Origin of the sequence: Enterobacter sp. 22452 (genome assembly GCF_052045065.1) — a bacterium.
Taxonomy (GTDB): domain Bacteria; phylum Pseudomonadota; class Gammaproteobacteria; order Enterobacterales; family Enterobacteriaceae; genus Enterobacter; species Enterobacter mori.
In genome coordinates this window covers 85714-103558 of sequence record NZ_JBQEOB010000006.1, presented here as the reverse complement: position 1 = coordinate 103558, position 17845 = coordinate 85714, and the positions used below count along the sequence as shown (strand labels likewise).

Genomic DNA, 17845 nt, shown 5'->3' with positions numbered 1-17845 from the left:
TTAACAGGGCAGGCATCGTTCACCCTGGAAAAAGATTATGAAAACCATAACAACCTCCATCGCGGCATTACTCCTCCTGACAGGGTGCGATAATGCGCAAACATCTGCTCCCCAGCGTCCTCTTCCGGATGTCGGGATTGTCACGCTCATGAGCCAGCCTGTTTCCGTCGTCAGCGAGCTGACGGGCCGCACCACCGCCGCCATGAGCGCCGAAGTGCGCCCGCAGGTAGGCGGCATTATCCAGAAGCGGCTTTTCACCGAAGGCGATACGGTCAAGGCCGGACAGGCGCTGTATCAAATTGACCCTTCCAGCTACCGCGCCGCCTACGATGAAGCCGCCGCCGCGCTGAAGCAGGCGCAGGCGCTGGTGCAGGCCGACTGCCAGAAAGCTAAGCGCTATGCGCAGCTGGTAAAAGATGACGGCGTGTCGCGTCAGGACGCAGAGGACGCGCAGTCCACCTGCGCACAGGACAAGGCCAGCGTCGAGTCAAAGAAGGCCGCGCAGGAAAGCGCGCGCATTAACCTCAACTGGACCACCGTGACCGCACCGATTGCCGGACGTATCGGCATCTCCTCCGTCACCCCCGGCGCGCTGGTGACCGCGCAGCAGGATACCGCGCTCGCCACCATTCGCGGGCTCGACAGCATGTACGTCGATCTCACGCGTTCCAGCGCCGATCTGCTGCGTTTACGCAAGCAAACCCTTGCCACCAATAGCGATACGCTAAGCGTGTCGTTAATCCTCGAAGACGGCAGCACCTACGGTGAAAAAGGCCGCCTGGCGTTAACCGAAGTGGCGGTGGATGAATCAACCGGCTCCGTCACGCTGCGCGCCGTCTTCCCGAACCCGCAGCATCAGCTCCTGCCGGGGATGTTTGTCCGCGCCAGAGTGGATGAAGGCATCATGAACGACGCGATCCTGGCACCGCAGCAGGGCATCACCCGCGACGCCAAAGGCACCGCTACCGCGCTGGTGGTGAATGCCAGCAACAAGGTCGAGCAGCGTCAGCTGGAAACGGGCGACACCTACGGCGACCAATGGCTGGTGCTGAGCGGCCTGAAGGCGGGCGATAAGCTGATTGTGGAGGGTACTGACAAAGTGACCGCCGGGCAGGAAGTGAAAGCCGAAGAGATGAAAGCCAGCGGAGGAAACGCCTGATGTTTTCACGTTTCTTCGTGCGTCGCCCGGTCTTTGCCTGGGTTATAGCCATTCTTATCATGCTCGCCGGGATGCTGGCGATCCGCTCGCTGCCGGTCGCGCAGTACCCGGACGTCGCCCCGCCGTCGATCAAGATCTCCGCCACCTACACCGGTGCCTCCGCGCAGACGCTGGAAAACAGCGTGACGCAGGTGATCGAGCAGCAGCTCACCGGGCTGGATAACCTGCTCTACTTCACCTCCACCAGCAGCTCGGACGGGTCGGTAAGCATCAACGTCACCTTCGAGCAGGGAACCGACCCTGACACCGCGCAGGTGCAGGTGCAGAACAAGGTTCAGCAGGCGGAATCTCGTCTGCCGACCGAGGTGCAGCAGTCCGGCATTACCGTCGAGAAATCGCAGAGCAACTTCCTGCTGATCATGGGCGTGTACGACAAAACCGACACCGCCAGCAGCTCGGATATTGCCGACTGGCTGGTGAGCAATATGCAGGACCCGCTGGCGCGCGTGGAGGGCGTCGGGAGCCTGCAGGTGTTCGGGGCGGAATACGCCATGCGCATCTGGCTCGACCCGGCGAAGCTGGCGTCCTACTCGCTGATGCCGTCCGACGTGCAGAGCGCGATTGAAGCCCAGAACGTGCAGGTTTCCGCCGGTAAAATCGGCGCGCTGCCCTCGTCGAACGCCCAGCAGCTGACCGCCACCGTCCGCGCCCAGTCGCGCCTGCAAACGGTCGATCAGTTTAAAAACATCATTGTGAAGAGCCAGTCCAACGGCGCGGTCGTGCGCATCAGCGACGTCGCCCGCGTGGAGATGGGCAGCGAAGATTACACCGCCACCGCGAAGCTCAACGGCCACCCGGCGGCAGGTATGGCGGTCATGCTTTCACCGGGTGCGAACGCGCTCAACACTGCGACGGCGGTAAAAGACAAGATTGCTGAGTTCAAAAAGTCGATGCCGGAAGGCTACGACGTGGCCTACCCTAAAGACAGCACAGAGTTCATCAAGATCTCCGTTGAGGACGTGATTCAGACCCTGTTCGAAGCCATTATCCTCGTGGTGGTGGTGATGTACCTGTTCCTGCAAAACATCCGCGCGACGCTGATCCCGGCGCTGGCGGTGCCTGTCGTTCTGCTGGGCACCTTCGGCGTGCTGGCGCTGTTCGGCTACTCCATCAACACCCTGACGCTGTTTGCGATGGTGCTGGCGATAGGGCTTTTAGTGGATGACGCCATCGTGGTGGTGGAAAACGTCGAGCGTATTATGCGCGACGAAGGCCTGCCCGCGCGGGAAGCCACCGAGAAATCGATGGGCGAAATCTCCGGTGCGCTGATCGCCATTGCGCTGGTGCTCTCTGCGGTATTCCTGCCGATGGCCTTCTTCGGCGGCTCCACCGGAGTGATTTACCGTCAGTTCTCGGTCACCATCATTTCGGCGATGTTCCTCTCCGTGGTGGTGGCGTTGACCCTGACGCCCGCGCTCTGCGGCTCAATTCTGAGCCACACGGCTCCGCACAAGAAAGGTTTCTTCGGCGCGTTTAACCGCTTCTATAGCAGGACCGAGCATGGCTATCAGAACAAGGTGCTGCGGGCCCTGCGCCGCTCCGGCGGCATGCTGGTCATCTACGCCCTGCTCTGTGGCGCGATGGGCTTCGCCATGCTTAAGCTGCCGGGCAGCTTCCTGCCAACGGAAGACCAGGGCGAAATCATGGTGCAGTACACCCTGCCAGCCGGCGCGACGACGGTGCGTACCGCCGAAGTCAGCCGCCAGGTGCGCGAGTGGTTCCTCACCAAAGAGAAAGCCAACACCAATGTGATCTTCACCATTGAAGGCTTCAGCTTCAGCGGCAGCGGCCAGAACGCCGGGATGGCGTTTGTCTCCCTAAAAAACTGGTCAGAGCGTAAAGGCGATGAGAATACCGCTCAGGCCATCGCCCTGCGCGCCACGCAGGAGCTGAGCACCATCCGCGATGCGACCATCTTTGCCATGACGCCGCCTGCGGTGGACGGTCTGGGCCAGAGCAACGGCTTTACCTTTGAGCTGATGGCCAGCGGCGGCACCGACCGCGACGCGCTGTTGAAACTGCGTAACCAGCTGATTGGTCAAGCCAACCAGGACAGCTCGCTGCACGCCGTGCGCGCCAACGATCTGCCGCAGATGCCGCAGCTTCAGGTCGATATCGACAACAACAAGGCCGTGTCGCTGGGGCTGTCCCTGAGCGACGTCACCGACACCCTCTCCAGCGCCTGGGGCGGGACCTACGTGAACGACTTTATCGATCGCGGCCGCGTGAAAAAGGTCTACATCCAGGGCGACAGCGACTATCGCGCCGTGCCGTCGGATCTCAACAAATGGTATGTGCGCGGCAGCGACAGCACCATGACCCCGTTCTCCGCCTTCGCCACAACCCGCTGGGAATACGGCCCGGAAAGCCTGGTGCGCTACAACGGCTCGGCGGCGTATGAAATTCAGGGCGAAAACGCCAGCGGCGCCAGTTCCGGCACGGCGATGAGTAAAATGGAGCAGCTGGCAAACAGCCTGCCGTCCGGCAGCACCTGGGCGTGGAGCGGTTTGTCGTTGCAGGAAAAACTGGCGAGCGGTCAGGCGATGAGCCTTTATGCCCTTTCCATTCTCGTGGTGTTCCTGTGCCTGGCAGCGCTGTATGAGAGCTGGTCAGTACCGATTTCGGTCATCATGGTGATCCCGCTTGGCGTGTTGGGCGCGGCCGTCGCCGCCTCCCTGCGCGGCCTGAACAACGATGTCTACTTCCAGGTGGCGCTGCTGACCACCATCGGCCTGTCGTCGAAGAACGCCATCCTGATTGTGGAATTTGCCGAAGCCAAAGTCGCTGAAGGGTACTCCCTGACGCGCGCCGCGCTGCGTGCCGCTCAGACGCGTCTGCGTCCGATCATCATGACCTCGCTGGCGTTTATCGCAGGGGTGACGCCACTGGCCGTGGCAACCGGGGCAGGTGCCAACAGCCGCGTGGCGATCGGTACCGGCATTATCGGTGGGACGCTGGCTGCGACGCTGCTGGCGATTTTCTTCGTCCCTTTATTCTTTGTACTGGTGAAACGTCTGTTCTCCGGTAAGCACGCAAACCGGAGGTCATAATGTTTCGTGTATCAATTTTAGCGTTAGCCCTGCTGAGCGCAGGCTGTGTGTCGTTAGACCCAACGTATCAACGCCCGGACGCCCCCGTCCCGGCAACCTTACCCGGCGCGCACGGCGAAGCCACCGCCGTGGTGAGCCAGTGGCAGCAGGTGATGAACGACGCACGGCTGAAAAGCGTGGTGACGATGGCGCTTAACAGCAACCGCGACGTGCAAAAAGCGATTGCGGATATCGACGCCGCCCGCGCCCAGTACGGTGAAACGCGCTCGTCCCTGTTCCCGACGGTGGACGCCGAGCTGAGCCACACCCGCAGCCGCACGCTGGCAAGCGGCGTGACCACCAGCGACGAAGCCAACGGCGCGGTCTCCAGCTTCGAGCTGGATCTGTTTGGCCGCAACCAGAGCCTCTCCCGCGCCGCGCGTGAAACCTGGCTTGCCAGCGAATTCACCGCGCAGAATACGCGCCTGACGATGGTTAGCGAGCTGACCACGGCCTGGGTGACGCTGGCGGCGGATAACAGCAACCTGGCGCTGGCGAAAGCCACGATGGAGAGCGCGGCGAACTCGCTCAAGATTGTGAAGCGCCAGCAGGACGTCGGCGTGGCGGCGGCGACGGACGTCAGTGAAGCGATGGCGGTTTACCAGCAGGCGCGCGCCAGCGTGGCGAGCTACCAGACGCTGGTGATGCAGGACAAAAACGCCCTCAATCTGCTGGCGGGTGATACGGTGCCGGAGAACCTGCTGCCCGGCACGCTGGAGAGCCTGAGCGATAATGCCATCACGCTGATCCCGGCGGGCGTCAGCTCCAGCGCGCTGCTGCGTCGCCCGGATATTCAGGAGGCCGAGCATAACCTGCTGAGCGCCAACGCCAACATCGGCGCGGCGCGTGCCAACTTCTTCCCGACCATCTCGCTCACCGCCAGCGCGGGCGTCGGCAGCGATTCGCTCTCCTCCCTGTTCAGCCACGGGATGAAGGTCTGGTCGTTTGCACCGTCCATCACCCTGCCGCTGTTTAGCGGCGGGAACAACCTGGCACAGCTGCGCTACGCGGAAGCGGAGAAGAAGGGACTGATTGCCACCTACGAGAAAGCCATCCAGAGCGCGTTCAAGGACGTGGCCGACGCGCTGGCACGCCGTGAAACCCTGAGCGAGCAGCTGGATGCCCAGCGCGAATACGTCGCGGCGGAGCAAAAAACGCTGGATGTGGCAACACGTAGCTATAAGGCGGGCGCGGGGGATTATCTGACGGTGCTTACCGCGCAGCGGTCGCTGTGGTCGGCGCAGGAATCACTGATTGCGCTGCAGCAAACCGACCTGGAAAACCGCATCACGCTGTGGCAGTCGCTGGGCGGCGGGATCCAGTAACCTCATCGGTGGGCGATTCTCATGCGCAGAAAAGAGAAAATCATACTTTCGGCTGGAATCGCTACACTGAATGTAACGATATATTTCATGGGAAGCATGTGACGTTAACTGGAGGTTTCGATGAAAGCTGCGCACCTGGTCTGCCTGCTCGTTTGCCTGTTATTCGCCGCGTTTGTCCACGCTCAGGAGAAGGACGATCCGGCGAAAGACGCCCAGATAAAACAGCAGGTTCTGAAAGATGTGAAGAAAACCTGCACGCCACAGAAAAAGCAGAGCGATAAGGCCTGGCAGGCAATGATTTTGTCGTCGGAGGCCAACCAGCTGCTGATCAAAAACGCCATCACCGCCGTAAAGCGCGACAATCTGGACGCCTACTGGGATGCCGTCAGTCAGGTGGATTGTATGGAAGACTATTGAATGCTGCTTGCCGGGTGGCGCAGCGCTTACCCGGCCTACATCACACGTTTAACGCTTCCGCATATCCGGAATAATTAAATCCCCGCGCAGCACGTACGACCCCAGCATCTGCGTTTTCTCCGTCAGCCAGCTCACAATCCGCGCCGCCATGGCATCCATGGAATATTCAATTGCCGGGATCACCGGAATACCCGGCAGATGCAGCGATCCCCCCAGGCTGAAGACCATGATGTCGTCCGGCACCGATTTATTAAACGCCTGCAGCTGTGGGATCACCCGCTGGGCTTCCTGCTCATCGGCCACCAGCAGCGCGTTGAAATTCAGGGTGCTGGCGTTGTTCAGCAGCTCCTGCAGCGCAACGGATGAGGAGGTGGCGTCCATAAAGACCAGGTTGCGATTAAAGGGCAGGAAATTTTTCTCCAGCGCGTGCTTGTAGCCGAGCAGCACCTGGTCGGCAAAACCGCTGCCGTGCGGGTGGATCAGCGCAATCTGGCGACGCCCCTGGCTGGTGAGGTAGTTACAGGCGGTTTCGGCGGCAAACGCGTGATCGAACTGGATGCTGTTGGCGTTATCAGACTCCATACAGTCGACCAGAATGACGTTTTCCATATCCACGTCCAGCGGAAAACGGGCGCCAATCACCAGGATATCATCGCAGAGCCCGCAGGAGAGTTCTTCAAGGGCGTGCATCACTTCCGCTTTGCTATGCGCGAAGCGCAGCAGCAGATGTTTTTGGTGCTGGCTGAGCTGTTTTTCCAGCGCGTACAGATAACCGGTGGTCTGGTTAATGTTTTCCTGCGCGCAAATCACGCCAATACAGCCCGTCGACTGGCTTAGCAGCGACTGTGCAATCACGTTAGGACGATAGTTCAGCTCATCCACCGCTTTCAGAACGGCCTGACGGCTGGCTTCCTTTACGCCGCGTGACCCGCTCAACACCCGTGATACCGTGGCTTTGGACACCCCGGCCAGACGTGATACATCGTTGATTGTAGACATCTCTCTCCCCTGGCAGGCCAACTTCACGCCTGCAAATTCCATTACCGCTACGGCTCACATTATAGCCAGTACGGAGTATATCCGTTTCCGTTTTTCATGGAAACCGATTTTCCATTCCCACTCAAAATGACGTCATAACTGCCAAATTCCGTGATGCAGATCGTGGTAATAAGCCCCATAAGCACAGCTTCTTGATGGTTGTCACACTTCTGTCTTTTATGAATGGAAACCGGTTTCCGTATGATGTCCAATCATCCTCGCAATAACTTTTTACATTTAGAGGATGGTTGTCGATGTTCAAGATTATGCTGTGCTGCTCTGCCGGGATGTCCACCAGCCTGTTGGTCAGCAAAATGGTCGATGTCGCGAAAGAACGTGGTTTGCCGGTGAAGATTGATGCGTACGGTGTTTCCGAATTTGATACGCAGTTTCCGCAATACCAGGTTGTCCTTCTCGGACCGCAAGTGAAATACATGTTAAAGACACTCTCAGACAAGGCGGCGACGCAAGGCATTCCGGTACAGCCCATCGACATGATGGACTACGGCATGCAGCGTGGCGATAAAGTACTGGACTATGCTCTGTCGCTCATCGAAGCGGCACACTAAAAGGTGTTCACATGAGTTCGTTATATCAATCCATGGTCGCGGTGATTGAGCAGTCAATTACCCCGCTGGCCGCGAAGCTGGGTCAGCAAAAGTATGTGATTGCAATCCGCGACGGATTTACCGCCGCGCTGCCGTTTATGATCATCGGCTCGTTTATGCTGGTGTTCATCTTCCCGCCGTTCTCGGCGGATACCACCAACAGCTTTGCCCGCGGCTGGCTGGATTTCTCCCAGACCTATCGCGAGCAGCTGATGCTGCCGTTTAACCTCAGCATGGGCGTCATGACCTTCTTCATCTCGGTGGGGATTGGGGCAAGCCTGGGGCGTCAGTTCAACCTCGACCCGGTGATGTCCGGCCTGCTGGCCTTTATGGCCTTCCTGCTGGTCGCCGCACCCTATGCCGACGGTAAGATCTCCACACAGTACCTCTCCGGCCAGGGCATCTTCACCGCGCTGATCACCGCAATTTACGCCACCCGCGTTTACGCGTGGCTGAAGCAGAACAACGTGACCATTCGCCTGCCGAAAGAAGTCCCGACCGGCGTGGCGCGTTCGTTTGAGATCCTGATCCCGGTGATGGTGGTGATCGGCACGCTGCACCCGCTGAACCTGTTCATTGAAGCGCAGACCGGAATGATCATTCCGCAGGCGATCATGCACCTGCTGGAACCGCTGGTGTCCGCCTCTGACTCCCTGCCCGCCATTCTGCTCTCCGTGCTGCTGTGCCAGATCTTCTGGTTTGCGGGTATCCACGGCTCGCTGATTGTCACCGGCATCATGAACCCGTTCTGGATGGCTAACCTCTCCGCAAACCAGGCGGCGCTGGCGGCTGGCGCGGCGCTGCCGCACGTTTACCTGCAGGGATTCTGGGATCACTACCTGCTGATTGGCGGCGTAGGCTCCACGCTACCGCTGGCGTTCCTGCTGCTGCGCAGCCGCGTGACCCATCTGCGCACCATCGGCAAAATGGGCGTGGTGCCAAGCTTCTTTAACATCAACGAACCGATTCTGTTCGGCGCGCCGATCATCATGAACCCGATGCTGTTTATCCCGTTCGTGTTTGTTCCGCTGGTGAACGCCTGCCTGGCATACGGCGCAACGAAGCTCGGCTGGCTGGCACAGGTTGTGTCGTTAACGCCGTGGACCACCCCCGCGCCGATTGGTGCCTCGTGGGCCGCCAACTGGGCGCTCAGCCCGGTGGTGATGTGCCTGGTCTGTATGGTGATGTCCGCGCTGATGTACCTGCCGTTCCTGCGTGCCTATGAGCGTACGCTCATCAAAAACGAAGAGCAGAAAGCTCAGGCGACCGTCGGTAACGCTGAAGCCGCCAGCAATTAAGTCAAAGAGGAAGAGTCATGAAATACGCATTTCCCGATAACTTCTGGTGGGGCAGCGCAAGCTCCGCTCTCCAGACCGAAGGGGCAAGAGAGGGCGAAACCACATGGGATTACTGGTTTGCCCGCGAGCCGAACCGTTTTCACAACGGCGTGGGGCCGCAGCAGACCTCCACGTTTTATCAGCACTGGAAAACGGACATTCAGCTGTTAAAGCAGCTGAACCACAACAGCTTTCGCACCTCGATTAGCTGGGCGCGCCTGATCCCCGACGGTATCGGTGAAGTGAACCCGGAAGCGGTCGATTTTTACAATCAGGTCATTGATGAGTTGAATGAGCAGGGCATCACGCCGTTTATCACCCTGTTTCACTTCGACATGCCGATGGCGATGCAGGAGATCGGCGGCTGGGAAAACCGCGACGTGGTGGACGCATACGCCCGCTATGCCCAGATTTGCTTCGAGCTGTTTGGCGATCGCGTGCTGCACTGGTTTACCTTCAACGAGCCAATTGTCCCAGTTGAGGGCGGTTATCTCTACGACTTCCACTACCCGAACGTGGTGGATTTCCGTCGGGCGGCTACCGTGGCGTATCACACCGTGTTAGCCCATTCGCTGGCGGTGCGCGCATACCGAGCCGGGCATTACGCGGGGGAAATCGGCATCGTGTTGAACCTGACGCCGTCCTACCCGCGCTCGCAAAACCCGGCCGACGTCAAAGCGGCGCACGTGGCGGACCTGATGTTTAACCGCAGCTTCCTCGACCCGGTACTGCGCGGTGAATACCCGGCAGACCTGGTGGCGTTACTGAAATCCTACGATCAGTTGCCCGCCTGTAAACCGGAAGACGGTTTCCTGATTGCGGAAGGGAAAATCGACCTGCTCGGCATTAACTACTATCAGCCGCGTCGCGTGAAGTGTCGCGACAGCGCGGTGAACCCGCAGGCGCCGTTTATGCCGGAGTGGTTCTTTGATATCTACGAGATGCCGGGCCGCAAGATGAACCCGTACCGCGGCTGGGAAATCTACGAGCCGGGTATTTACGATATTCTGGTTAACCTGCGCGACAATTACGGCAACCCACGCTGCTTTATTTCTGAAAACGGCATGGGCGTCGAAAATGAGCAGCGCTTTATTGAAAATGGCCAGATTAACGATCAATACCGCATCGAGTTTATTTCCGAACATTTAGCCTGGCTGCATAAGGGTATTAGCGAAGGGTGCAATTGTCTTGGCTACCATATGTGGACGTTTATTGATAACTGGTCGTGGTGTAACGCGTATAAAAATCGCTACGGGTTTATCCAGCTCGATTTAGCCACGCAGAAACGCACTATTAAAAAGAGCGGAGAGTGGTTTGCCGCCACCGCGTTGAATAACAGTTTTGACAGAGAGTAATCGTGATGATCGTATTAGAAGAAGCCGTAATGGAAATTATCGTCAATGCCGGTCAGTCCCGCAGCCTGTGCTTTGAAGCGCTGCACGCGGCGCGTCAGGGCAACATCGACGAAGCGAAAAGCCTGCTGCGCGAAGCCGATGGCTACGCGCGCCAGGCGCACAAGATGCAGACCAAACTGATCGAGCAGGATGCGGGCGAAGCCCGCCAGCCGATGACCTTAATTATGGTGCATGCGCAGGATCATTTAATGAATTCCTTATTAGCGCGTGAATTATCCGAAGAAATTATTCATCTATATCAGAGATAATCTATGGCGAAATAAAATTACTGTAATACCTCTGTACCTTAAATAGAATTCCACTTGTTCTGATGATAGCGACATACTCTGTCAGATCGGAGCGGGATGGTTATTGTCTGAATAAGATTAAACTATATTGAGATAACCATGAATACGATTAAAAAACTTCCATTAACCATGGCGGTTATCGCCGCGCTTTGCCCAATTTCCGTGCTCGCACAAGAATTCACGCAGGAGCAAATCGACGCCATTGTGGCGAAAGCGGTTGATAAAGCCCTGGCCGAACGTCAGGCCAAAATGGATGCGGCGGTCGCGAAAAAAGCGGACGTGGTGACCGAGCCACAAAGCGCGGCGCAGTCCCCGGATATGGCGATTCCGTTCGGCATTAAATTTACCGGCTACGCCCGCTACGGCGCGCACTTCCAGGCCGCCGATCAGAAATACGTGGCGGTGGACGGCTCCTACAACGGCGCGTCCGCCATTGGTCGTCTGGGTAACGAAGGCAACGGCGGTGAATTCCAGCTCTCCAAGGCCTTCAAGGGTGAAAACGGCGCCATCTGGGACATCAACGTGATGATCGACCATTGGGGCGACGAAGTTAACCTGAAAAAAGCCTACGCGGGCGTGACCAATATTATGGCCTCCAACCCGAACGCCTATTTCTGGGCCGGTCGTGATTTCCACCAGCGTCCGCAGCAGGGCATCAACGATTACTTCTGGATGAACCACGACGGCCAGGGCGCCGGGGTGAAGAACTTCGACATCGGCGGCGTGCAGTTCGACGTGGCCGCCGTGGCGGCGGTGGAATCCTGTAGCCCGGAAGTGATGGAAGACGAAGCGAACCCGTCGCGCATCACCTGTACCGGCGGTTCCGGCACGGGCGACAAAGGTAACTACGCCGCGACCTCAAAAATCCACGGCATGAAGCTCGGCCCGATCGACATGGAGCTGTACGCCAACTACGGCTTTGACTCCAAGGCGGTGGAGAGCGATGAACGTCTGAACGCCTGGCAGGGCGGCGTGGTGCTGAGCCACACCAACGACAGCGGCGTGAACAAGGTGATCGCTCGCTACTCCGATAACGCGGACAACAGCGTGTTCAACAAAACCGAGGATCTGACCACGGTTTACGCCAGCTTTGAAGGGCTGTACAAATTCACCCAGGCGACGCAGGTGGAGTACATCCTCGCCTTCCACGACTACGACAACAGCCGCGATAAGACCGACAACCGTAAGAACTACAATGCCATCGTGCGCCCAATGCACTGGTGGAACGACGTTCACTCCACCTGGCTGGAAGCGGGCTGGCAGCACGTTGACTACGACAACGGCGGCGACAACAAGGGCTGGAAGCTGACCCTGTCGCAGAACATGTCTATCGCCATGGGGCCGGAGTTCCGTCCGATGCTGCGCTTCTACGTGACCGGCGGCAAAGTGGATAACGAACGCACCGCGCGCGTGAACAACACCAAAGACGAAACGCTGGACGACTTCAACGTCGGCGCGATGTGGGAGGCGTGGTTCTAAGGTAAAAGCAAAACGGCAACGCAACGTTGCCGTTTTTCGTGTTTTCTCCCTCTCCCCGTGGGAGAGGGCCGGGGTGAGGGCATCAGGCCGCACACAACCATGCTATGCTGTTGACCGAATTAACGACAACATCGCAGGGGAGAACATGGGTTCCACACGTAAAGGGATGCTAAACGTCCTGATCGCCGCCGTTTTATGGGGCAGCTCGGGGGTTTGCGCGCAGTACATCATGGAGAAAAGCCACATTTCTTCGCCTTACCTGACCATGGTTCGCCTGCTGTTTACCGGCGTGATCCTGCTGACGCTCTCCTTCGTTCACGGCGACAAGATTTTCTCGGTCATCAAGCATCGCAAAGACGCCCTCAGCCTGCTGATTTTCTCGCTCGTCGGCGCGCTCACCGTGCAGCTCACCTTCCTGCTGACGATTGAAAAATCCAACGCCGCGACCGCTACCGTGCTGCAGTTTCTGTCCCCGACCATCATCGTGGCGTGGTTTGCCCTGGCGCGGAAAAAGCGCCCCGGCGTGTTTGTCCTGTCCGCCATCATGACATCGCTAGTCGGTACCTTTCTGCTGGTCACCCACGGCGACCCGACCTCGCTCTCCATCTCGCCTGCCGCGCTGTTCTTCGGTATCGCCTCGGCGTTTGCCGCCGCGTTTTATACGACGTACCCGTCGACGCTTATCGCCCGCTACGGCACGCTGCCGATTGTCGGCTGGAGTATGTTGATTGCCGGGTTAATGCTGACGCCGTTCTACGCCGGGCGTGGGACCACGTTCGTGATTGATGGCAGCCTGCTGCTGGCGTTTTTCTATCTGGTGGTGATTGGCACCGCGCTGACGTTCAGCCTGTATCTGAAAGGCGCACAGATGATCGGCGGGCCGAAGGCGAGCATTCTGAGCTGCGCCGAGCCGCTGAGCAGCGCGCTGCTGTCGGTGATTTTGCTGGGCGTGGCGTTCACCCTGCCGGACTGGCTGGGGACGCTGCTGATAGTGTCGTCGGTGGTGCTGATTTCGATGGATTCGAGAAGACGGGTTAAGGCATCGGCGTAGCCTGATGTCCCCTCACCCCGGCCCTCTCCCCAAAGGGGCGAGGGTGAAAAGACAGCACCGAGCAGTCCCCTCTCCCCTGCGGGGAGAGGGTTAGGGTGAGGAGGGAATTTACTACTTCGCCTTCACCTTCCCTGCCACCAGCAGCGCCGTCAGCAGCATCAGCGTTCCGGAGATCACCAGCGGTGACGTCAGCCCCAGATGGTCAAGCGCAACGCCGCCCACTGCCGCGCCGCAGGTATTCGCCAGCTGGATCACCGCCACCTGAATCGACCCGGCCTTTTCCGCCTGATCGGCCAGCGTGCGGGTGATCCACGTCGACCAGCCGACCGGCACCAGCGCAAAGGCAAAGCCCCAGATAATCGCAATCGCAGACGCCACCCACTTATCGCTGCCCCACAGCACCAGCACCGCCGCGCTCAGCGCCAGCACCAGCGGCGCACCCGCCAGCGCCACTTTCAGGGAGCGTTTCAGGAACTGCGACGACAGCGAGGTGCCGACAAAGCTGGCGATACCGAAGCTCAGCAACACCAGCGTCAGGCCGTCCACGTCAAAGCCCGCCATGGTCATAAACACCGGGCGGATGTAGGTGAAGAAGGCAAACTGCCCGGCAAAGGCCATAAAGATGGCGGTCATCCCCGCCATCACGCCGGGGCGTTTCAGCAGCGCGAACATGTTCTGCTTGTGGTGCGCCGCTTCTCCCGGCAGCGACGGCAGCGCTTTCCATACCCAGATAATGCACAGCACACCCATCACCGCCGCCGCATTAAAAACGTTACGCCAGCCAATAATCCCGCCGAGGAAGCTGCCGAGCGGCGCGGCGATCACCAGCGCGATGGAGACCGCGCCAAAGATAACGGACAGGGCTTTCGGCACCGTGCGCGCGGGCACCAGGCGCATGGTGAGCGAGGCCGACATCGCCCAGAAGCCGCCGAGCCCCAGACCAAGACAGGCGCGACCGAGCAGCAGCAGGGTGAAGCTTTCAGCAAAGGAGACCAGCAGGCAGGAGAGCGTCAGCAGCACGCTGAAAAGAATGACCACTTTGCGGCGGTCAATTGCGCCAATCACCTGCGTAATAAACAGGCTGGCGAACATCGCCACGAAGGCGGTGACGGTAACGGACTGCCCCGCCACGCCTTCGGAAATGCCCAGATCCTGCGCCATCGGCGTCAGCAGGCTCACCGGCAGAAACTCAACGGTAATCAGGCAGGCGACGCAGAACGCCACGGAGAAAACCGCCGACCAGTTGGGGCGAGAAACCTCTTTGGTCTGCGGTCTGGTCGTGGGCTGGATATGTTCTGTCATGGCGTCACCTGAAGATAAAAACGTGCGGAAAAGTCGCGCAGTTTATCATCAAAAGTGTGACGGATTTAACGATTTGACAACTTTTCTTGCATCGCCGCATTCGCCAGCCCGACGATCCACTCCTGGTGCCCGTTAATCATCGGATTCGGCACGGTACGAGCAAGTTCCTGCGCAGGGATGCCTTTCTGCGACTCCTGGGTAAGAATACGGACGCGGTTTCCCGGCAAGTCTTCAAACAGCCAGGCGTGGATCACATCCAGACGCGAGCTGGCATCGCCCTCCACCCAGCCGTGCCACGCGATACGCGCGGCTTCTCCGTCAGCGGGCGGAACATACTCCGTGACCTGCGCCTCAACCGGAAAGCCAAAGGTCGTGAAGCGGAAGCGGGCGTTGGCACTCAGTTCCGGACCGCTGCCGTCATGGAAACGGATGTCCTCAGCGTTGCTGTAGTAGTTCGGCCACAGGGTAATGTCGTTAAGCTGCGCCCAAATCTCTTTTGCGCTCAGCCCGGCGACGATAATTTCGTTGGATGCAAAGTTATCGGTGGTGCCTGGCAGGTAGTCGTTCGGCCAGATAATGGCGGATTGTTTCATGGTTCACCTCATCGTGTTAGTGGATGAGGAGAGGGTGCGCCTGCGAGAGGTATAAATCTAATGACGATACTTTATACTCTTCATCACGTTTCGTGATATCAGTGCAGATAAAACACGCCCTCTTCCGGAAGGAAAAGCTGGTTATAGCGCAGCTGGAAGGCGTTAAGCTCCTGCGGATCGGGCTCTATCTCGCGCATGAAGCCGAGCGCGAGGCGGATTTGCGCATCGGTGATCGGCGCAGCCAGGCGGGCTTTACGCAGCAGGCGGTGCCAGGTATGCAGATTCTCTTCGCTTCCGTCGACGATGCAAACCTGCCAGATCAGCAGCACCTGGGCGGCATTTTGCAGATGCGCCTCGTCGGGGCGCTCAAGGTAGCGGATAAATTCATTCCCGGAGAATTTACCAAACTGGTCGATCATCGACTCGACCGGCATCGGGGTGACTCCCAGGCGCTCGCTTAAACGTTTGATGGCGCGGCGAGAGTCCGAGGTCAGAACGCGAAATCCAACCACAAACACCACGGCAAGCGTTGCCAGCATTATCCAGACCATGCGTTCTCCTTAGACTAGCCGCTCATCATAGCGGGAAACGCAGCGCGTCGACAGCGGGCAGCGCCATAATAGTGATCGGAAAAGAGGTGGAAAATCGTCATGAAAGCAGATCTGCGCACGCTGGATCTTAACCTGCTGAAAACGCTGGATGCTCTGCTGGACGAGCGCAGCGTTACCCGCGCGGCGGCGCGTCTTGCGCTGACCCAGCCCGCCGTGAGCGGCATGCTCAACCGCCTGCGGGATAACTTCGACGACCCGCTCTTTATCCGCGCACCGCACGGAATAGTGCCAACAACGCGCGCGGAAGCACTCGCGGCGCCGGTAAAACGTATTCTGGCGGATATCGACGTGCTGCTGCAGCCCGTCGCTTTTGATCCACTCACCGCCAGTCTCACCTTCACCCTTGCCGCGACCGACTACGCTCTGCGTGCGGTGGTGGTGCCGTTTATCGCCGCCCTTAAGACACAGGCGCCTGGCATACGCGTGCGCGTGGTGCCCGTTACCCCCGGTAGCCTTGTCAGCCAGCTTGAGCAGGGCGCTATTGACGTAGCGCTTATCACTCCCCACACCACGCCAGATGAGCTTCACAGCCGTGCGCTTTATGATGAACGGTACGTCTGCATGATGCGCGCCGATCATCCAAACGCCGGAGAGCCAATGACGATAGACCGATTTTGCGCCCTGGAGCATGTGCTGGTCTCTTACGAGGGAGATGGTTTTCGCGGCGTAACGGATGGCGCGCTGGAGAAGATTGGTCGAATGCGGCACGTGGGACTCTCGGTGAGCCACTTTTTGGTCCTGCCAGACGTGCTGGCTCTCAGCGATATGATTGCCGTCGTGCCTTCACGTATAGCGGAAAACCAGACGGGGATGTTTGTCTGCGAGACACCGGTTCCCGTGCCCGGCTTTACCAAAAGCATGGCCTGGCACGGCAGAACGCACCGCAACCCCGCGCAGGCGTGGCTGCGCGGGTTGCTGCTGGAGACGAGTCAGCGCGCCTGAAGCCCTTTCAGCAGCGCCTCGTGGAAGCGTGCAGGATCCTGCATCTGCGGCGCGTGGCCCATGTCGCTAAATTCCACCAGCGTCGCGTGTGGAATACGTTTTGCCGTCTCTTTCCCCAATACCGCATAGTTACCCAGCGTCTTGCGGATTTCCGGCGGGGCGAGGTCTTTCCCGATGGCAGTGTTGTCCTTCGTACCGATCATCAATAATACCGGCATCTTTAACTCACTAAATTCATAGATAACCGGCTGGGTGTAAATCATGTCGTAGAGCAGCGCCGAGTTCCAGGCCACGCGCGTCTTACCCGGCCCGTTGTTAAGCCCGGCGAGCATAGTCACCCAACGCTCGTATTCCGGCTTCCACTCCCCGGCGTAGTAGGTGTTTTTCTCGTACTGACGAATGCCATCCGCGCTGACTTTTAGCTCGCGCTGGTACCACTGGTCAACCGTAATATGCGGCACGCCGCGCGCTTTCCAGTCTTCCAGGCCTATCGGATTGACCATCACCAGCTGCTCCACCTGCTGCGGCCACATCAGCGCGTAGCGGGTCGCCAGCATGCCGCCGGTCGAGTGGCCGATAACCGTCACGCGATCGACGCCGAGCGATTTGAGCAGCGCGTGGGTGTTATCCGCCAGCTGCTGGAAGGTGTACTGATACCGCTCCGGCTTGGTGGATTTGCAGAAGCCAATCTGGTCAGGGGCTATCACCCGATATCCGCTCGCCGAAAGCGCGCGGATCGTGGCGTCCCACGTCCCGGCGCAGAAGTTTTTGCCGTGCATCAGCACCGCGGTGCGGCCGTTGGGGTTTTCCGGCTTAACGTCCAGGTAGGCCATATCCAGAGACTGATTTTGCGAGGTAAAGGTAAAGTGCTTTACCGGCCAGCCATAGTCGAAACCTTCCAGCTTCTCGCCGTAGCCAGGGGCATTAGCGGCCATCGCGGGGGACGCCAGCGCCATCAGCAGCGCCAGGCAGGATAATCGTCGGGTCAACATGCAAGCTCTCCGTTAGCAAAAAGGGCTAAGGCTGCACAAAAGGCGGCAGCAAAAAACACTGTAGAGCATACGGGGGAGCGGGTGTGTAAAGCGGGGTAAAAGTAAGCGTGAGGGGAAATAAAAAAGCCCGGCGGTCAGCC

16 protein-coding genes are annotated in these 17845 nt (G+C 58.9%); 11 read left to right on the top strand and 5 right to left on the bottom strand.

From position 1 onward, the window contains the following. Positions 1-37 precede the first annotated feature (37 nt). The 4 genes from ACTJJA_RS17715 to ACTJJA_RS17700 all read left to right on the top strand — a co-directional run bounded on the left by ACTJJA_RS17715 (position 38) and on the right by ACTJJA_RS17700 (position 6050). The gene (locus ACTJJA_RS17715; RefSeq protein WP_440668823.1) at positions 38-1159 is read left to right on the top strand and encodes an efflux RND transporter periplasmic adaptor subunit; all 1122 of its coding nucleotides are present in this window, start codon (positions 38-40) and stop codon (positions 1157-1159) included. Continuing rightward, a complete protein-coding gene (locus tag ACTJJA_RS17710) occupies positions 1159-4269 on the top strand; it encodes an efflux RND transporter permease subunit (RefSeq protein WP_325828456.1) in 3111 nt (1036 codons plus the stop codon). The genes ACTJJA_RS17715 and ACTJJA_RS17710 overlap by 1 nt, the downstream gene beginning before the upstream one ends. After that, positions 4269-5633, top strand: a complete 1365-nt coding sequence (locus tag ACTJJA_RS17705; protein ID WP_440668822.1) for an efflux transporter outer membrane subunit — start codon at positions 4269-4271, stop codon at positions 5631-5633. The genes ACTJJA_RS17710 and ACTJJA_RS17705 overlap by 1 nt, the downstream gene beginning before the upstream one ends. Positions 5634-5753: 120 nt before the next feature. Continuing rightward, positions 5754-6050, top strand: a complete 297-nt coding sequence (locus ACTJJA_RS17700; RefSeq protein ID WP_010426504.1) for a YicS family protein — start codon at positions 5754-5756, stop codon at positions 6048-6050. A gap of 48 nt (positions 6051-6098) precedes the next feature. Here the strand turns inward: ACTJJA_RS17700 and ACTJJA_RS17695 are convergent, their stop codons facing one another. Continuing rightward, on the bottom strand, positions 6099-7049 hold the full coding sequence (locus tag ACTJJA_RS17695; RefSeq protein ID WP_042714383.1) for a LacI family DNA-binding transcriptional regulator: 951 nt from the start codon (positions 7047-7049) through the stop codon (positions 6099-6101). A gap of 293 nt (positions 7050-7342) precedes the next feature. On the opposite strand from ACTJJA_RS17695, the gene ACTJJA_RS17690 reads away from it, so the two are divergent. From ACTJJA_RS17690 to ACTJJA_RS17665, 6 genes are all read left to right on the top strand, one after another. Continuing rightward, on the top strand, positions 7343-7657 hold the full coding sequence (locus tag ACTJJA_RS17690) for a PTS sugar transporter subunit IIB (RefSeq protein ID WP_010426508.1): 315 nt from the start codon (positions 7343-7345) through the stop codon (positions 7655-7657). An 11-nt stretch (positions 7658-7668) separates the two neighbouring features. After that, the gene (locus ACTJJA_RS17685) at positions 7669-8994 is read left to right on the top strand and encodes a PTS cellobiose transporter subunit IIC (RefSeq protein ID WP_010426512.1); all 1326 of its coding nucleotides are present in this window, start codon (positions 7669-7671) and stop codon (positions 8992-8994) included. Between the two features lie 17 nt (positions 8995-9011). Continuing rightward, a complete protein-coding gene (locus tag ACTJJA_RS17680) occupies positions 9012-10388 on the top strand; it encodes a glycoside hydrolase family 1 protein (RefSeq protein ID WP_440668821.1) in 1377 nt (458 codons plus the stop codon). 5 nt (positions 10389-10393) lie between these two features. Beyond that, positions 10394-10696 (top strand): PTS lactose/cellobiose transporter subunit IIA, encoded by a 303-nt coding sequence (locus ACTJJA_RS17675; protein WP_028015653.1) that lies wholly within the window; start codon positions 10394-10396, stop codon positions 10694-10696. Between the two features lie 138 nt (positions 10697-10834). Then, positions 10835-12214, top strand: coding sequence for a carbohydrate porin (locus ACTJJA_RS17670; RefSeq protein WP_023309838.1), 1380 nt, complete (start codon positions 10835-10837; stop codon positions 12212-12214). A gap of 145 nt (positions 12215-12359) precedes the next feature. Then, complete coding sequence (locus tag ACTJJA_RS17665) at positions 12360-13265, top strand: DMT family transporter (RefSeq protein ID WP_023333969.1); 906 nt, start codon at positions 12360-12362, stop codon at positions 13263-13265. Between the two features lie 111 nt (positions 13266-13376). Here ACTJJA_RS17665 and nepI read toward each other — a convergent pair whose 3' ends face one another. The 3 genes from nepI to ACTJJA_RS17650 form a co-directional block, all read right to left on the bottom strand. Beyond that, on the bottom strand, positions 13377-14567 hold the full coding sequence (gene nepI, locus ACTJJA_RS17660) for a purine ribonucleoside efflux pump NepI (protein ID WP_440668820.1): 1191 nt from the start codon (positions 14565-14567) through the stop codon (positions 13377-13379). Between the two features lie 65 nt (positions 14568-14632). Continuing rightward, on the bottom strand, positions 14633-15160 hold the full coding sequence (locus ACTJJA_RS17655) for an SRPBCC domain-containing protein (protein ID WP_440668819.1): 528 nt from the start codon (positions 15158-15160) through the stop codon (positions 14633-14635). A gap of 98 nt (positions 15161-15258) precedes the next feature. Next, positions 15259-15711 (bottom strand): DUF1198 domain-containing protein, encoded by a 453-nt coding sequence (locus ACTJJA_RS17650; RefSeq protein ID WP_440668818.1) that lies wholly within the window; start codon positions 15709-15711, stop codon positions 15259-15261. Between the two features lie 99 nt (positions 15712-15810). Between ACTJJA_RS17650 and ACTJJA_RS17645 the strand changes: the two genes are divergently transcribed. After that, a complete protein-coding gene (locus ACTJJA_RS17645; protein ID WP_440668817.1) occupies positions 15811-16713 on the top strand; it encodes a LysR family transcriptional regulator in 903 nt (300 codons plus the stop codon). Here ACTJJA_RS17645 and ACTJJA_RS17640 read toward each other — a convergent pair. After that, positions 16701-17705, bottom strand: coding sequence for an alpha/beta fold hydrolase (locus ACTJJA_RS17640; RefSeq protein ID WP_440668816.1), 1005 nt, complete (start codon positions 17703-17705; stop codon positions 16701-16703). The genes ACTJJA_RS17645 and ACTJJA_RS17640 overlap by 13 nt on opposite strands. Positions 17706-17845 lie beyond the last annotated feature (140 nt).

Bases quoted from the DNA above. Each gene is read 5' to 3' on its own strand.
- ACTJJA_RS17715 (WP_440668823.1), top strand. From the start codon at position 38: ATGAAAACCATAACAACCTCCATCGCGGCATTACTCCTCCTGACAGGG.
- ACTJJA_RS17710 (WP_325828456.1), top strand. From the start codon at position 1,159: ATGTTTTCACGTTTCTTCGTGCGTCGCCCGGTCTTTGCCTGGGTTATA.
- ACTJJA_RS17705 (WP_440668822.1), top strand. From the start codon at position 4,269: ATGTTTCGTGTATCAATTTTAGCGTTAGCCCTGCTGAGCGCAGGCTGT.
- ACTJJA_RS17700 (WP_010426504.1), top strand. From the start codon at position 5,754: ATGAAAGCTGCGCACCTGGTCTGCCTGCTCGTTTGCCTGTTATTCGCC.
- ACTJJA_RS17695 (WP_042714383.1), bottom strand. From the start codon at position 7,049: ATGTCTACAATCAACGATGTATCACGTCTGGCCGGGGTGTCCAAAGCC.
- ACTJJA_RS17690 (WP_010426508.1), top strand. From the start codon at position 7,343: ATGTTCAAGATTATGCTGTGCTGCTCTGCCGGGATGTCCACCAGCCTG.
- ACTJJA_RS17685 (WP_010426512.1), top strand. From the start codon at position 7,669: ATGAGTTCGTTATATCAATCCATGGTCGCGGTGATTGAGCAGTCAATT.
- ACTJJA_RS17680 (WP_440668821.1), top strand. From the start codon at position 9,012: ATGAAATACGCATTTCCCGATAACTTCTGGTGGGGCAGCGCAAGCTCC.
- ACTJJA_RS17675 (WP_028015653.1), top strand. From the start codon at position 10,394: ATGATCGTATTAGAAGAAGCCGTAATGGAAATTATCGTCAATGCCGGT.
- ACTJJA_RS17670 (WP_023309838.1), top strand. From the start codon at position 10,835: ATGAATACGATTAAAAAACTTCCATTAACCATGGCGGTTATCGCCGCG.
- ACTJJA_RS17665 (WP_023333969.1), top strand. From the start codon at position 12,360: ATGGGTTCCACACGTAAAGGGATGCTAAACGTCCTGATCGCCGCCGTT.
- nepI (WP_440668820.1), bottom strand. From the start codon at position 14,567: ATGACAGAACATATCCAGCCCACGACCAGACCGCAGACCAAAGAGGTT.
- ACTJJA_RS17655 (WP_440668819.1), bottom strand. From the start codon at position 15,160: ATGAAACAATCCGCCATTATCTGGCCGAACGACTACCTGCCAGGCACC.
- ACTJJA_RS17650 (WP_440668818.1), bottom strand. From the start codon at position 15,711: ATGGTCTGGATAATGCTGGCAACGCTTGCCGTGGTGTTTGTGGTTGGA.
- ACTJJA_RS17645 (WP_440668817.1), top strand. From the start codon at position 15,811: ATGAAAGCAGATCTGCGCACGCTGGATCTTAACCTGCTGAAAACGCTG.
- ACTJJA_RS17640 (WP_440668816.1), bottom strand. From the start codon at position 17,705: ATGTTGACCCGACGATTATCCTGCCTGGCGCTGCTGATGGCGCTGGCG.